General features: G+C 56.9%; 17 protein-coding genes. 9 read left to right on the forward strand and 8 right to left on the reverse strand.

All coding sequences use genetic code 11. From position 1 onward, the window contains the following. The first annotated feature begins 109 nt into the window (after positions 1–109). The 7 genes from map (at position 110) to A6R74_RS18795 (ending at position 8040) form a co-directional block, all read left to right on the forward strand. Complete coding sequence (gene map / locus A6R74_RS18765) at positions 110–901, forward strand: type I methionyl aminopeptidase (RefSeq protein WP_064235990.1); 792 nt, start codon at positions 110–112, stop codon at positions 899–901. Further along, entirely contained in the window at positions 901–3576 is a 2676-nt protein-coding gene (locus A6R74_RS18770; RefSeq protein ID WP_064235991.1) for a [protein-PII] uridylyltransferase, read from the forward strand. Before map ends, A6R74_RS18770 begins: the two co-directional genes overlap by 1 nt. A 238-nt stretch (positions 3577–3814) precedes the next feature. Further along, on the forward strand, positions 3815–5011 hold the full coding sequence (gene dapC / locus A6R74_RS18775) for a succinyldiaminopimelate transaminase (protein ID WP_064235992.1): 1197 nt from the start codon (positions 3815–3817) through the stop codon (positions 5009–5011). Between the two features lie 30 nt (positions 5012–5041). Further along, positions 5042–5386, forward strand: a complete 345-nt coding sequence (locus tag A6R74_RS18780) for a Spx/MgsR family RNA polymerase-binding regulatory protein (RefSeq protein ID WP_064235993.1) — start codon at positions 5042–5044, stop codon at positions 5384–5386. Between the two features lie 83 nt (positions 5387–5469). Continuing rightward, entirely contained in the window at positions 5470–6495 is a 1026-nt protein-coding gene (dapD, locus tag A6R74_RS18785; RefSeq protein WP_064235994.1) for a 2,3,4,5-tetrahydropyridine-2,6-dicarboxylate N-succinyltransferase, read from the forward strand. Further along, positions 6482–7654: a succinyl-diaminopimelate desuccinylase gene (dapE, locus tag A6R74_RS18790; protein ID WP_064235995.1), complete on the forward strand. Its 1173-nt coding sequence runs from the start codon at positions 6482–6484 to the stop codon at positions 7652–7654. The genes dapD and dapE overlap by 14 nt, the downstream gene beginning before the upstream one ends. After that, on the forward strand, positions 7651–8040 hold the full coding sequence (locus tag A6R74_RS18795) for a hypothetical protein (RefSeq protein WP_064235996.1): 390 nt from the start codon (positions 7651–7653) through the stop codon (positions 8038–8040). The genes dapE and A6R74_RS18795 overlap by 4 nt, the downstream gene beginning before the upstream one ends. Before the next feature lie 124 nt (positions 8041–8164). On the opposite strand, the gene A6R74_RS23275 is transcribed toward A6R74_RS18795, so the two are convergent. Continuing rightward, complete coding sequence (locus A6R74_RS23275; protein ID WP_064235997.1) at positions 8165–8710, reverse strand: cold-shock protein; 546 nt, start codon at positions 8708–8710, stop codon at positions 8165–8167. Positions 8711–8822: 112 nt separating this feature from the next. On the opposite strand from A6R74_RS23275, the gene A6R74_RS18805 reads away from it, so the two are divergent. After that, positions 8823–9071 (forward strand): SlyX family protein, encoded by a 249-nt coding sequence (locus tag A6R74_RS18805; RefSeq protein WP_064235998.1) that lies wholly within the window; start codon positions 8823–8825, stop codon positions 9069–9071. A gap of 73 nt (positions 9072–9144) precedes the next feature. Here A6R74_RS18805 and ald read toward each other — a convergent pair whose 3' ends face one another. The 4 genes from ald to mutM form a co-directional block, all read right to left on the reverse strand. After that, positions 9145–10263 (reverse strand): alanine dehydrogenase, encoded by a 1119-nt coding sequence (gene ald, locus A6R74_RS18810; protein WP_064235999.1) that lies wholly within the window; start codon positions 10261–10263, stop codon positions 9145–9147. 174 nt (positions 10264–10437) lie between these two features. Further along, positions 10438–10872: an acyl-CoA thioesterase gene (locus A6R74_RS18815; protein WP_064236000.1), complete on the reverse strand. Its 435-nt coding sequence runs from the start codon at positions 10870–10872 to the stop codon at positions 10438–10440. Between the two features lie 35 nt (positions 10873–10907). Next, positions 10908–12098 carry a class I SAM-dependent rRNA methyltransferase gene (locus tag A6R74_RS18820; protein WP_007111732.1) on the reverse strand — a complete coding sequence of 397 codons (1191 nt, stop codon included), beginning with the start codon at positions 12096–12098 and terminating at the stop codon, positions 10908–10910. 153 nt (positions 12099–12251) lie between these two features. Then, positions 12252–13094, reverse strand: a complete 843-nt coding sequence (gene mutM / locus A6R74_RS18825; RefSeq protein ID WP_064236001.1) for a bifunctional DNA-formamidopyrimidine glycosylase/DNA-(apurinic or apyrimidinic site) lyase — start codon at positions 13092–13094, stop codon at positions 12252–12254. A gap of 8 nt (positions 13095–13102) precedes the next feature. On the opposite strand from mutM, the gene A6R74_RS18830 reads away from it, so the two are divergent. Next, positions 13103–13396, forward strand: coding sequence for a hypothetical protein (locus A6R74_RS18830; RefSeq protein WP_064236002.1), 294 nt, complete (start codon positions 13103–13105; stop codon positions 13394–13396). Here A6R74_RS18830 and rpmG read toward each other — a convergent pair. From rpmG to radC, 3 genes are all read right to left on the reverse strand, one after another. After that, complete coding sequence (gene rpmG, locus A6R74_RS18835) at positions 13372–13527, reverse strand: 50S ribosomal protein L33 (RefSeq protein ID WP_007111734.1); 156 nt, start codon at positions 13525–13527, stop codon at positions 13372–13374. The two genes, A6R74_RS18830 and rpmG, sit on opposite strands and share 25 nt — an antisense overlap. Before the next feature lie 52 nt (positions 13528–13579). Next, a complete protein-coding gene (gene rpmB / locus A6R74_RS18840) occupies positions 13580–13816 on the reverse strand; it encodes a 50S ribosomal protein L28 (protein ID WP_064236003.1) in 237 nt (78 codons plus the stop codon). Between the two features lie 257 nt (positions 13817–14073). Next, positions 14074–14748, reverse strand: coding sequence for a RadC family protein (radC, locus tag A6R74_RS18845; RefSeq protein WP_064236004.1), 675 nt, complete (start codon positions 14746–14748; stop codon positions 14074–14076). Positions 14749–14791: the final 43 nt, after the last annotated feature.

Consider the following 14791-nt stretch of genomic DNA (forward strand, 5'->3'; position numbering starts at 1 on the left):
AAGCGCGCGGCTTTATACCATAGATCATTGCCAAGATGAAGTCGCACCCCGTTTGACGGTCTTTAATTGCGCCATTCAATTTTCCATTCTGCATTCATATCGAGCATTCATGAACGTTCCTATCAAGACGCCTTCTGAAATCGAACATATGCGCGAAGCCGGGCGCCAAGCGGCTAGCGTGATCGAAATGATCACTCCCTATATCCAGGCAGGCATTAGCACGGGGGAAATTGACCGCCTCTGTCACGAGTATATTGTTAACGAGCTCGGCTCGACGCCTGCCCCGCTGAACTACCATGGTTTTCCCAAAGCGACCTGCACGTCGATCAACCATGTGGTGTGCCACGGCATCCCCGACGACGCCAAGAAGCTCAAAAATGGCGATATTATGAACTTGGATATCACCGTTAAGACCATCGACGGCTACCACGGCGACTCCAGCGTGATGTTCGTGGTGGGTGAAACGATCCAGGGCGAAAGGCTGTGCCGAATCACCCAGGAGTGCCTGTATAAAAGCATTGAACTGGTCAAACCCGGCGTGCGCCTTTCTGAACTGGCTAGAGTCATTCAAAAACACGCTGAAGAGCACGGCTACTCCGTAGTGCGCGACTTCTGCGGCCACGGCATCGGCGCCGATTTTCACGAAGAGCCTCAGTTTTTGCACTACGACGGCTATGCACCGGACGCCGATATCAAACTCGCCGCAGGCATGTGCTTTACTATCGAGCCAATGATCAATGTCGGCGGCTATAAAACCAAGGTGCTGCGCGATGGTTGGACCGCCGTCACCAAAGACCGCAGCCTCTCCGCCCAGTGGGAGCACACGCTGCTGGTTACCGAGAGCGGCGTCGAAGTGCTGACCGCGCGTGGCGATGAAGACTTCAGTTTTCTGACCAACTGATGCTCCTTCACCACCACCGGTTTGAGCCGGACACCTCGCTTTACGACCTGGATCTTTTCCGCACTGAGCTTGCCGGTTCGCGTTCCCCGGTGGCACCCTTCAAGGCCGCCCTGCGCGAGCTACAGGCGCGCCTGGATGAGCAGTTTCGCGCCGGTGCAGACATTCGCGACCTTGTGCGCGGTCGCGCCTGGTACCTGGATCAGTTGCTGGCGATTGCCTGGGAACAGCACGCATGGCCCGACGAGGGCATTGCCTTAGTCGCGGTAGGAGGTTATGGCCGAGGCGAACTGCACCCCCACTCGGACATCGACCTGCTGCTACTGCTAGAGCAGGACGACGACACGCCCTACCGCGAACCACTCACCGCTTTTATCACCTTTTTGTGGGATATTGGCCTGGAGATTGGCCATAGCGTGCGTTCGCTCAGCGACTGCGAGCGTGAAGCCGAAGCGGATGTCACGGTGATTACCAACCTGCTCGAATCACGCTTGATCGCCGGGCCCGAAAGCCTGCGCGAAGCGATGCGCGAACGCCTCAGCGCCGAACACATTTGGCCCGCCGACCGCTTCTTTGAAGCCAAGTGGCAGGAGCAGATCTCCCGCCACTACCGCTACAACAACTCTGAGTATCACTTAGAGCCGAACCTCAAAAGCTCCCCTGGCGGGCTGCGCGATATCCAGATGATCGGCTGGGTCGCCAAACGCCACTTTGGCACCGAGCAGTATACCGACATTGTTGCCAACGGCTTTATGAACGACGCCGAACTGCGCATTTTAAGCCAGGGGCAAGCGTTCCTGTGGCAGGTGCGCTACGCCCTGCACATGCTCACCGACCGTGCCGAAGACCGGCTATTGTTTGACCATCAGAATACCATTGCCGAGATGTTTGGCTTTCGCGACACCCCGGAGCGCCTGGCGGTTGAGCAGTTTATGAAACGCTACTACCGCCATGTCACCGCGCTGGCGGGCCTTAACGATATGTTGCTGCAACATTTCGACGAAGTGATCCTGCGCGGCAAAGAGGCGCTAGAGACCGTTAAACTCAACGAGCGTTTCGAGACCAAGGGCGGCTACATCCAAGTACGTTCGCGCAGCCTGTTTCGCGAGCGGCCAGCGGCGATGCTCGAGCTGTTTCTGCTGATGGCCAAGCACTCCGAAATCGAAGGGGTACGCGCCGACACCATCCGACTAATTCGCGATCATCGCCATCAGATTGACGACCACTACCGGGAAGACCCACGCCACCAGCGGCTGTTTATGGCCATTATGCGCGCCCCTGGCAACGTACCGCGCCAGCTGCGCCGCATGAACCGCTACGGCATTCTGGGCAAGTATCTGCCCGAATTTGGCCGTGCTGTCGGGCTGATGCAGCACGACCTGTTTCATATTTACACGGTCGATGCCCACACCCTGCGGCTGCTGAAGTTTCTGCACGGTTTCCGCAAACCGGAAGCCAAAGGCGACTTCCCGGTGGCGGCGGCGCTCATGCAGCAACTGCCCAAACTGGACCTACTCTGGATCGCCGGGCTATTTCACGATATCGGCAAGGGCCGCGGCGGCGATCACTCGGAAATCGGCGCCCGCGACGTTGAGCAGTTCTGCCAGCGTCACAACGTCTCGGTGCACGATACCAACCTGGTTAGCTGGCTGGTTGAGCACCATCTGTTGATGTCGATGACGGCGCAAAAGCGTGATATCAGCGACCCCGATGTGATTCGTGATTTTGCCCTAATCGTACGTAACGAGACCCGGCTGGACTACCTGTATGTGCTTACCGTTGCGGACATTAATGCCACCAACCCCACACTGTGGAACGGCTGGCGGGCGTCGCTACTGCGCCAGCTTCACGCTGAAACCAAGCGTGCCCTGCGCCGTGGCCTGAATAACCCGCCCGACCGCGAAGACTGGGTGCGGGAAACCCGCACCGAAGCGCGCTCTTTGCTACAAACCATTGGCGTTAATCGTGAGCAGATTGATCAGCTGTGGGAATCTCTGGGCGAGGACTACTTTCTACAGTACGCGCCGAGTGAAATCGTTTGGCAGACCCAGGGCATTCTTAACCACAACCAGTCGCCGCTGCCGCTAGTGCTGATCAGCGCGCCGACGGCGGATATGTCTGAAGGCGGTACCAAGGTATTTATTCACACCCGTTCAGTAGACGACTTATTTGCTGCCACCGCCGCTGCCATGGAGCAATTGGGGCTCTCAATTCACGATGCGCGCATCGCCACCTCCCACAACGACTGGACGCTTAACACCTTTATCGTTCTCGACAGCCACGGTCAGCCCATCCGCGATCCAGCGCATATCGAAGAGATGCGCCAGCATTTGGTCGAAGAGCTTGATGACCCGGACGACTACCCCAATATCGTCACGCGCCATACGCCACGCCAGCTCAAGCATTTCAAGGTGCCCACAGAGGTGCTGATTGAGCAGGATCCAGCCAATGAGCGCACTCTGCTGGAACTCACGGCTCCTGACCGCCCCGGCCTGCTGGCCCGGGTAGGACGCATCTTTATGGAGCAGGATATCTCCCTCTCGGCGGCAAAAATCGCTACCCTGGGCGAGCGAGTAGAGGACGTCTTTTTCATCACCACTAAGGCAGGCGAACCGCTCACCGACCCCGAGCGCCAGCAGCAGTTGCGCGAACGCTTAATTGAGGTGCTGGGGGTTTAAGAAACAACTGCAGTTAAGCGTGCAGGTAACTAGGTGCCGAGGGCAGGTTGTAGCGAGGGTCTTTCGACATGGATGTCGAAAGTAGCGCCCAGGGACGGGTTCACAGCGCCCTCGCGGAAACCTGCCCTCGGCACCGGCAAGCCTGCTCACGAACGATGATCGCTCGGTTAGGTTTGAGCCTGCACCGGTGCTTGCCTATAATCGACGGTTTACGCCGCCAGCCATCAACGGACACTTCATGAACGCCGACCTTGACGCCCTGCATCCCTACCCGTTTGAAAAGCTGGCCGCGCTTAAGGCAGCGCTTACCCCACCAGCCGAGATCTCCCCGATTTCATTGACCATTGGCGAGCCCCAGCACGCGCCCTACCCCGCGGCGCTTGAAGCCCTGATGGCGCACCAGCTGGAAATGGCCCGCTACCCGGCGACTAACGGCTTGCCCGCGCTGCGCCAAGCCATCGCCAGTTGGGCAAGCCAACGCTTTCAGCTGCGCGATCTCGACAGCGAACAGCATGTCGTGCCAGTGAACGGCACCCGGGAGGCCATTTTTGCCTTTGTACAGGCAGCCCTGGATCGCACCCGCCCGGCGAAAGTCGCCGTGCCCAACCCGTTTTATCAAATTTACGAAGGCGCGACGCTGCTGGCAGGCGGCGAGCCGCTCTATTTAAACTGCACCGCCGAGAATAATTTCCGCCCAGATGTTAGCGCCGTGCCCGCCGCGACGTGGCGCGATGTACAGATCGTGTTTATCTGCTCGCCGGGCAACCCTACCGGTGCAGTCACGCCCCTTGATGAATTTAAGCAACTGATTGCGCTGGCCGACGAGCACGACTTTATTATCGCCTCGGACGAGTGCTACTCGGAGCTCTACCTCGACGAAGCAGCCCCGCCGCCGGGACTGCTGCAAGCCTGCGCCGAGTTGGGCCGCGATGATTACCGCCGCTGCGTGGTCTTTCACTCGCTCTCCAAGCGCTCCAACCTGCCCGGTCTGCGCTCAGGCTTTGTCGCGGGGGATGCGTCACTGCTCACGCCATTTAAGCGCTACCGCACCTACCACGGCTGCGCCATGTCGCTGCCGCTGCAGCACGCCTCTATCGCCGCCTGGCAGGATGAAAAGCATGTGCGCGCCAATCGCGATGCCTACCGCGAAAAGTTTAGCGCGGTGACCGATGTACTTGCCCCGGTAATGGATTTTCCTGCGCCGCAAGCTAGCTTTTACCTATGGCCTGCGGTACCCGGTGACGACGATATCGCCTTTACCCAGCGCCTGTTTGCCGAGCAGCACGTTAGCGTACTACCCGGCAGTCTAATGGGCCGCACGGGTACAAACGGCGTTAACCCCGGCGCAGGCCGTTTACGCTTAGCACTAGTGGCTGAGCTGGCACCCACGCTGGAAGCCGCCCAGCGCATTCGCCATCTTATAGAGCGCGGCTAACCGCGAGATTTAACCTTTCAGGGAGGCCATATGCTGACGCTGTACATCATCGATAACTGCGATACCTGCCGAAAAGCGCGCAAAGCGTTGGATGAAAAAGCGCTGCTGTATAAAACCCACGATCTGCGCAAAGATGGTCTCTCCGCTGCGCTGCTGGAGCATATTTTACATCGCGTACCGCTGGTAGAGGTCATTAACAAACGCAGCAAAACCTGGCGCGAGCTTTCCGATGACGAAAAGGATTACGACGCCAACTCGGCCCGCCAACTGCTAATCAAACACCCCACGCTGCTTAAACGACCACTGCTGGAAGTAGACGACTCAACTATCTTAGTTGGCTACCGCGACGGCGATTACGACAAGCTCAGCGGCTAAGCAGTCAGGCTCTTGTTTCTCACAATCACTTTCTAACACTCGCTGTCTAACACTCACTCCCCATCACAACAGGACTCTCTCTTATGCTGAGCTTTGCGCTTGGAATTGGCACTCAAAATACCCAGGGCGACTGGCTGGAAATCTACTACCCGGCACCGCTGTTCAACCCACCAGCCACCTTGGTGGACGCCGCTAAACAGGCCCTGGACGCCCCCCAAGGCAACGCCGCCATCAGCTTTTTGCCCGAAGACTGCACCCGCTTGGCCAAAGCTCTGGAAGCCGCAGGGCACTCCGCTCAGGCCGAGCTTGCCGAAACGCTGTCTGCCAGCCAGCGCCCCCTGGTCGCCATGTTCCTGGACACCGACCAACCACCGCAAACGGCCCCCGAGGTGTATCTAAAACTGCACCTGCTGTCACACCGACTGGTCAAGCCCCACGGCCTTGATCTCACCGGCATGTTCGGCCTGCTGCGCAATATTGCCTGGACTAACGAAGGCGCCATCGATATTGAGGAACTGCCTACCCGGCGCCTGAAAGCGCGTATGGCGGGCCGCGCGTTGTCAGTCGACTGTGTCGATAAATTCCCCAAAATGACAGACTACGTAGTGCCCACCGGTATTCGCATTGCCGACACCGCCCGCGTTCGCCTGGGTGCTTACTTGGGCGAAGGCACGACCGTGATGCACGAAGGCTTCGTCAACTTCAATGCGGGCGCTGAAGGCCCCGGCATGGTTGAAGGCCGCATCTCGGCGGGCGTGATGGTCGGCAAAGGCTCAGACTTGGGCGGCGGCTGCTCCACCATGGGCACGCTCTCCGGTGGCGGCAATATCGTGATTAAAGTGGGCGAAGGCTGCCTGATCGGTGCCAACGCGGGCATCGGCATACCCTTGGGTGACCGCTGCACGGTGGAAGCCGGCCTTTACATCACTGCGGGTTCCAAAGTCGCGCTGCTGGATGATCAAGGCCAAGTAGTGAAGACCGTCGCTGCACGCGAACTGGCTAGCCAAGACGACCAGCTATGGCGCCGCAACTCGCAGAGTGGCCGCATTGAGTGCTTGACCAATAAAAGTGCTATCGCCCTGAACGAGGCGCTGCATGCCCACAACTGAGCCAGAAACACTGTCGCCGACGCTCACGCTTGCCTTTGATTTGCTTAGTAGAGCGTCGGTAACGCCGGATGACGAAGGCTGCCAGGAACTCATGATCGAGCGCTTAGCAGCGCTCGGTTTTCATATTGAGCGGCTACCGTTTGGCGACGTAAAGAATTTCTGGGCGGTGCGCGGCCATCACGGCCCGGTGGTGGCCTTTGCCGGTCACACCGACGTGGTACCCAGCGGCCCCTATACCAACTGGCAGTACCCACCGTTTGAGCCCTGCATTGATGATGAGGGCATGCTATGCGGGCGCGGCGCGGCGGATATGAAAGGCAGTCTGGCATCAATGCTCACCGCCGTTGAGCGCTTTGTGACCAATCACCCTGATCACGATGGGCGCATCGCCTTTCTGATCACCTCCGATGAAGAGGGCCCGGCGGTGGATGGCACTCGCGCAGTGGTAGAACACCTGCGCGAGCGTAACGAGCGCCTTGACTACTGCATTGTCGGCGAGCCTTCGTCTACCGAACGCCTGGGAGATGTGATTAAAAATGGCCGCCGCGGCTCGCTAGGGGCCACCCTTCACATTAAAGGCGTGCAAGGCCACGTGGCCTATCCGCATTTAGCCCGCAATCCTATTCACCAGGCGATGCCAGCGCTGGATGCATTGGTCAACGAGCATTGGGATGCGGGTAACAACTTTTTCCCCGCCACCAGTTTTCAAATCTCCAATCTGCGCGCGGGCACAGGCGCCACTAACGTGATCCCTGGCGATGTGGAAGTGGTGTTTAACTTTCGCTTCTCCACCGAAGTGACCTCTGACGAGCTCAAAGCGCGCACGGAGGCCCTTCTCGACCAGCATGGTTTGGAGTACCAGGTAGACTGGACGCTCAACGGTGAGCCGTTTTTAACCGCGGAAGGCGCACTGGTGGACGCCGCTATTAAAGGCGTTGAAGCGGTGACCGGCCAGCGTCCGGCACTTTCCACCAGCGGCGGCACCTCGGATGGCCGCTTTATTGCCACGCTAGGTGCTCAGGTGGTTGAATTAGGCCCACTCAACGACACCATCCACAAGGTCAATGAGCGTGTTCGCGCCAGTGACCTAGACGACTTAAGCCGGATATATGAAGCAACGCTACAGGCGCTGCTCAACTCCGGCGAGGTAAACCGATGATGGAGCGTTACCCCGATATAGAGATTTACCTGGCCAGCGTGTCGCTTGATGCGCTCAATGAGTGGCTAAAAAGCGCGTTAATAGCACCGCCTCTTAGCCCTGCAGGAAAAGGTCAATGGAAAACCCGCGGCCAATACCAGGGCGACTGCGTACCCGTGCTATTAGTCGATAAAGCCGCCGACGGTTTTGCCAGTCTATGGTTCGATAGCAGCCATACCCCCTGGATGACCGACCAGGAGTGTGCCCAGCAGGCCGCAGAAGCCTTGCAAACCGAAGTGCGCTGCTCATTGGGCGGCTGGCACCCCGGTGATGATCCTGACCGTTTCTGGCAAGTACTGCCCGGCGGCAAGGAAGGCGCCATAGAGTGGCCTGACTCAGGGCGCTAACAAGCTATCTCACCTTGCCTTTCCTCCAACGTAAACGACCCCGCCGAGGCGGGGTCGTTTACTATCCAGCGACGCATACCATCTATCAATACGCAGTCGGCAACTGTCTATCTATACACTTGGTTTACTCAATAATACTAACATCGTCGGCCTGCAGACCACGTTCATTTTTTATCACGTGGTAACGCACAATTTGACCTTCTGCCAGCATACGCGGGCCACGACCCCGAATGGCACGGAAGTGTACAAACACATCTTCGCCATTATCGCGGGTTATAAAGCCGTAGCCTTTGTTGGTATTGAACCACTTCACTTCACCCTCTTCACGGCCATCGTTAGGATCAATGATGTCTTCTTCTTCATCATCGTCCATAGGCGCAGCCGCTTGGGGCTGACGCGCTGCTGGCTTAGGACGGGCCACCACATCAGACGCCACCACAATCGATGGCGCAAAAGCAGCTGATGCTAATGTGCCAACCCACAGAACTATAAAACACCCTATAGCAACAGCAACATAGACACTGCTAGCTCCACTGATTGCCAACTCGGCCATCCACAGCTCGGCGAGGGCACTATCGGTTAAATGAACAATCCCCGCCAACAGAAGTGGCGTGGGGGCGGCTAGTAATACACTGATTAAGAAACAGCGAAACACAACTTTTGGATTCATAGAAAAAAAAAGCTCTCTTGTTGTATGGGTAACAGACGAAGGACAATACCAACGCTATTAGGCCCATTCCCAATAGCACCGGCATACTACTACATAAGGTTGCAATGATATCATGACCCACGAATTATCGCCTGTTGACCTAGCTCAACGTCTTGAATCTTTAGAGAGCCGCTCAGCCCACCAGGAGCACTGGCTGGACACCCTCGATCAAGCAGTGGCTCAGCAGGAACGGCGCCTGGAAAAACTGGAGCAACTCAGCGGGCTGATGCGCGAACGTCTGCGCGAACAGCACCAGGCACTGCAATCAAACGAGCCTCAGGGCGGCCAGCGCCCCGAGGATGATGTGCCGCCCCACTACTGAGCTATCGTTGGCCCTGACCGACAGCCCCAGATACGACTAATTAACTAGCCGCCAGTGACTAACTCCTAAACCCTTAGCTGCCAACAACGCTAGCAGGATCGCTACTCTCTAGCCCAAAGGCGTCGGCCACGGCAGGATAGGTGACCTTGCCAGCGTGGACATTGAGGCCCGGCAGGAAGTGCGGGTCGTCGCGTAGCGCCTGCTGCCAGCCTTTATCCGCCAGAGCGAGCACAAAGGGCAGCGTAGCGTTGGTCAGTCCCTGGGTAGACGTTCGCGCCACCGCGCCAGGCATATTGGCCACGCAGTAGTGCACCACCCCATCGACGATATAGGTCGGCTCGGCATGGGTGGTAGGCTTGCTGGTTTCAAAACAGCCGCCCTGATCAATGGCGACATCGACCAGTACACTGCCTGGCTTCATATCAGCCAGCATGGCGCGAGTGATCAACTTGGGCGCAGCGGCGCCGGGCACCAGCACGGCGCCAATTATCATATCCGACTCACGGGTGGCCGTTTCCAGCGCGTCAGCGGTGGAGTAAACCGTTTTAATGCGGCCCTGATAACGGTCGTCCAGCACTTCCAATCGCGCTAATGATTTGTCCAGAATCGTCACTTCGGCACCCAACCCCAGCGCCATGCGAGCAGCGTTCTCACCCACCACACCGCCACCAATCACGGTGACCTTACCCGGCGCCACACCGGGCACGCCGGGCAGTAGCACGCCTGCGCCGCCCTGGGCCTTTTCCAGGCTATGGGCACCGGCCTGCACCGCCATCCGGCCTGCTACGGTGCTCATCGGCGCCAGCAGCGGCAAGCCGCCTCGGGCATCGGTAATCGTTTCATAGGCGATACAGGTGGCACCACTCTCCATAAGCCCGCGGGTAAGCGGTTCTTCAGCGGCCAGGTGCAGATAGGTGAACAGCGTATGCTGCGCTGTGAGGCGCGCTACCTCGTCCGGCTGCGGCTCTTTTACCTTGAGGATCAGCTCGGCATTACGCCACAAAGCGTCCACATCCGCTTCTATTTGTGCGCCGGCAGCCTGGTAGTCGGTATCCGCAAAGCCGGCACCTTCGCCAGCCCCGGTTTGAACGCTCACCTGATGGCCGCGCCCGGTTAGCTCCCGAGCACCAGTCGGTGTTAAGGCCACACGATATTCGTGATTTTTGATCTCTTTGGGGACGGCGATTTTCATTGGCGTATTCCTGTGTTTTTAAAGGTCAGTGGACTTGTTAAACAAATTACAGCACAGCTAACGTTGACCACCACCCCAGGAATGCAAAACAAAAAAAACGCCGGTTAAGGCGTTTTTTAGGAGAAAAATCTAGCGATTGCCGGTTCTGCACGAAAAAATCCACTTCGATCTACGTCACTCCATAATAACCGCGCCGCCGTAGATACGCCGATACTCCTCTGGCAGCCGTTTGGGCCGCCCCGTTGAGAGCGCCACGCAGGCAAATCGCGTGCGGGCATTCAGCAGCGTTTTAGCGTCTTTGACGCGCACCAGCTGAAAGCGGCGGGTCAAACTGAAGCGCTCATCACAAGCGACAATCCAAGTGGCTAACTTTAGCTCGTCACCTGCAAAAGCCGGTGCTAAGTAATCCAGCTCGTGGCGGTGAACCACCATGGCACGATCAAGCGCTTGATAACGCTCAAGCGAGAGACCCAGCGCGACCGAGTGTGCCCAGCTAATCTGCTCGACCCAACGCAGGTACTCGCTGTTGTTAACGTGCTGATAAGCATCAATCGCCTCATCAGCCACGCGGATATCGATAACAAAAGGCTCGGGTAGCGCCCACTCCATTGCGTTGGCTCCTCCACCGATGGCTGAAAGCTTGATTAGTCGCGGAATACCCGCACACCCAGCGCCTTCAGGTAAGACGTTTCAGGGATAGCCGGATGCACCGGGTGATCAGGCCCTTGGTGACCTTGGAAAATCACCTGACCGTGACGATCCTGGTGGCGAACAGCACCACGCACGACATCCATTAAACGCTCGGGCGCTAAGTGCATTGAGCAGGAAGCCGACATTAACAGGCCATCGCGACCCAGCAAACGCATGGCTTCGCGGTTCAAGCGGGCATAGGCGCGCTCGCCGTTGGGAATGTCCTTGCGCTTTTTAATAAACGCCGGCGGGTCAAGAATGATCACGTCGAACTCTTCACCGTCCGCCTTTAGCGCCGCAAGGGCTTCAAACGCATCACCCTCACTCACCGCTACACTTTCCTGCACGCCGTTCAGCTCGGCGTTGCGGGCAACTTGATCCAGCGCCGGGCCCGATGAGTCCAGGCACAGCACCTGTTTGGCGCCATGAACGGCCGCCTGCACACCCCAACCGCCTACGTAGCTGAATACATCCAGCACGCGCTTACCTTCCACATGGCGATTGATCCATTCGCGATTAACGCGGTGATCAAAGAACCAGCCGGTTTTCTGACCATTAAGCACTGGCACCACAAAGCGAGCGCCGTTCTCTTCAAGCACCACTTCGTCAGGCAGTGTGCCTTTGATGACATCAACGTGCGCCTCAAGACCTTCCTGACGACGTCCACCGGTATCGTTACGAAAAACGATCACTTCCGGCTTGATGACTTTTTCCAGCGCGTCAACAATCTCATCCGCCAGCGCCTGCATACCGGCGGTATTGAGCTGCACGACGAGGACATCGCCAAAACGATCAATTACCAAGCCTGGCAGCAAATCGCCTTCGCCGTGGATCAAGCGATAGAACGGCTGCGCATAAAGACGCTCGCGCAGTGCCAACGCTTGATTAAAGCGGTGCACAAACAGCGAACGATCCAAGCGCATCTCGGGGTCTCGAGACATAACCCGTGCGGCAATCAACGAATGGGGATTCACATACGCAACGGCCATCACTTTGCCATTGGAGGCCTCTACCAGGGCGGTTTCGCCTGCGGCAAAGTTTTTTAGCGGCGTCTCCTTAATATCTACCTCATTGGAGTAGATCCAGAGATGCCCCGCTTTCAGGCGGCGGTCAGCATTTTTATTTAGGCGCAGGCGTTGGGTCACAGCAATCTCCAAAAAACTTTGTCTTAAAAACCCGTATTTTCAAAACCTTGGCCTTAAAAAGCTTGTTCTCACAAGCCCTGGTCTCACAAACCTCAGTCTCAAAATCTTAGGCGATTCAATTCGTATCAATAGGGCGTGTTGCATAAACCGTCATCAGCGCTGGCAGCCAGGACAGAATACGCTGGCACGCTGACCAAGCGTAATGCGGCGAAGCTCTGCGCCGCAGCGCAAACAGGGCTGCCCATGGCGACCGTAAACATTTAGGCGCTGGGCGAAATACCCGGGCTCGCCCTGGCCACTGACAAAATCCCGCAGCGTAGTACCGCCTTGAGTAATGGCCGCCGCCAGCACCTCTTTCACTGCTAGCGCTAAAGCATCATAGCGAGCACGGGAAATTCTCCCCGCTGCTCGGCGCGGATCAATACCGGCCATAAACAGCGCTTCCGCCGCGTAGATATTCCCGGCGCCGACAACCACCTGGTTATCCATCAGAAACGGCTTTACCGCCACACGCTTGTTGCGCGAAAGCGTGTAAAGCCATTTGCCATTAAACGCATCAGAAAGCGGCTCAGGGCCCAGGTGAGCGAGCCGTTTATCCTGCGCTTCGTCTGTGGCCTGCCAATCCACAAAGCCAAACCGTCGGGGATCGTGATAGCGCAGTACATAGCCACTGGCAGTGACCACATCCACATGATCGTGCTTTTTAGGCAAATCCCCCACCCGCGCAATCCGAAGGCTTCCCGACATGCCCAAATGCCATAACAGCGTCGCGTTAGCGTCGCCTTCTAGCGCACCGGTACTGTGGAGGGGAATCTGCAGGTATTTAGCACGTCGCTTTAATACCCCAATGCGCGCCCCCACCAACCGCTCGGCCAGGTCGTCGGGCACGGGCACACGCAGCCGTGGCTGACGCACCAGCACTTCGGTGACTTCCTGACCTTCAATATAGGGTGCAATCCCACGGCGGGTGGTTTCAACTTCGGGCAGTTCAGGCATATTTGGGCATGGTTCCTGGCACCGTTCTTGAAATGGTTGTGGAAGTGGTTCTTGAGATGGTTCTGGAAATGGCTCTGGAAATGGCTCTGGAAATGGTTCTTGGCATCGTTCTTCGCACAGTTTTGGGGACAGTAGCGGCCTGCAATGACAGCTTAATGAAGGTAAGTCCGCGAAGCATGCTACGGGTAAAAGGTATGCATGCAAAAACCCGGCTTGGGGCCGGGTTTTTGAACAGGCGCTCGCCTGTAATGGAAGCCGATCATTATCGCAAAAGCGATTACTTGATCTTAGCTTCCTTGTAGATCACGTGCTTACGGACGACCGGGTCGAATTTCTTGAATTCGAACTTATCCGGGGTGTTCCGCTTGTTTTTATCAGTGGTGTAAAAGTGACCCGTACCGGCACTAGACACCAACTTGATTTTATCGCGCATGTTTTTGCTCTCCCAAAGTAGTTAGCCTAAAAGGCTCGGCCAACAAGCTGGCTTAGATTGCGTCGCCACGCTTACGGATTTCAACCAAAACCGTGTCGATACCTTTCTTGTCAATAATGCGCATTCCTTTAGTGGAAACACGCAGCTTGACGAAGCGGTTTTCAGACTCAACCCAAAAACGGTGAGTGTGCAGGTTTGGCAAGAAACGACGACGTGTCTTACGCTGGGAGTGTGAAACGTTATTTCCAGTTACCGGACGCTTGCCGGTAACCTGACATACTTTGGACATTAGAGCCTCCAACTGCTTGGCCAGGATATATTACCTGAGTGTTCAAAACTGTCGGGCAAACCGGAGCAGGGAAGGTATCGGCGCCGTTAACCGCCAAGCTTTATCCAAATCCGTTATTCAACCCAAGTTTAAAGGTGGCACTTTATACCAGAGCACCCGACTTACAGCAAGCAAAACCCACAAAAAAGGCTGAAAAAGCACTTTTTTGCTCATTCTACTTAGTTAACATTGCATGGAGCACTGCATACTGACGCTGCTTATAGCCAGCCGCGCTCGGCAAAAGATATCACTTCTCCATCCCCCACCACGAAATGATCCAGCACGCGCACGTCAAAAAGTGCCAGCGCGTCCTTTAGGCGTTCCGTGATACGTCGATCAGCATCGCTTGGCTCTGCCACACCGGAAGGGTGGTTATGCGCCAGGATAACAGCGCCAGCGCTAAGTTCTAACGCGCGCTTGGCAACTTCGCGGGGGTAAACAGATGCGCTGTCTAGGGTACCGCGAAACAGCGATTCATAGCGAATAATTCGGTGCTGGGTATCCAAAAAAAGTACCGCAAACTCTTCATGCCCTAAATGGCGTAGCTGCGAACTCAGATAGTGGCGCACCAAGGCAGGCGATGTCAGCGCATTGCCTCGCGCCAACTGGCTGGCTAAATGGCGTCGCGATAGCTCCAGCGTCGCCTGGAGCTGAGCGTACTTGGCGCTACCTAACCCTCGGGCAGTGCAGAAGCTTTCTTGATCGGCCTCAAGCAGTTGACGCAAACCACCGAAACTAGTTAGTAAATCACGCGCTAAATCGACCGCCGAGCGTCCCTGCACGCCAACACGCAAAAAAATGGCCAGCAACTCAGCGTCTGAAAGCGCCTGAGCTCCAGCATTTAATAGTTTTTCCCGGGGCCGCTCACCTTCCGGCCAGTGATTGATTCCCATCGCACCTTACCTGCGTTGCCCGTCCTTATTAATAAAAGTCAAC

It is taken from the genome of Halomonas sp. ALS9 (assembly GCF_001651035.1).
Classification (GTDB): domain Bacteria; phylum Pseudomonadota; class Gammaproteobacteria; order Pseudomonadales; family Halomonadaceae; genus Vreelandella.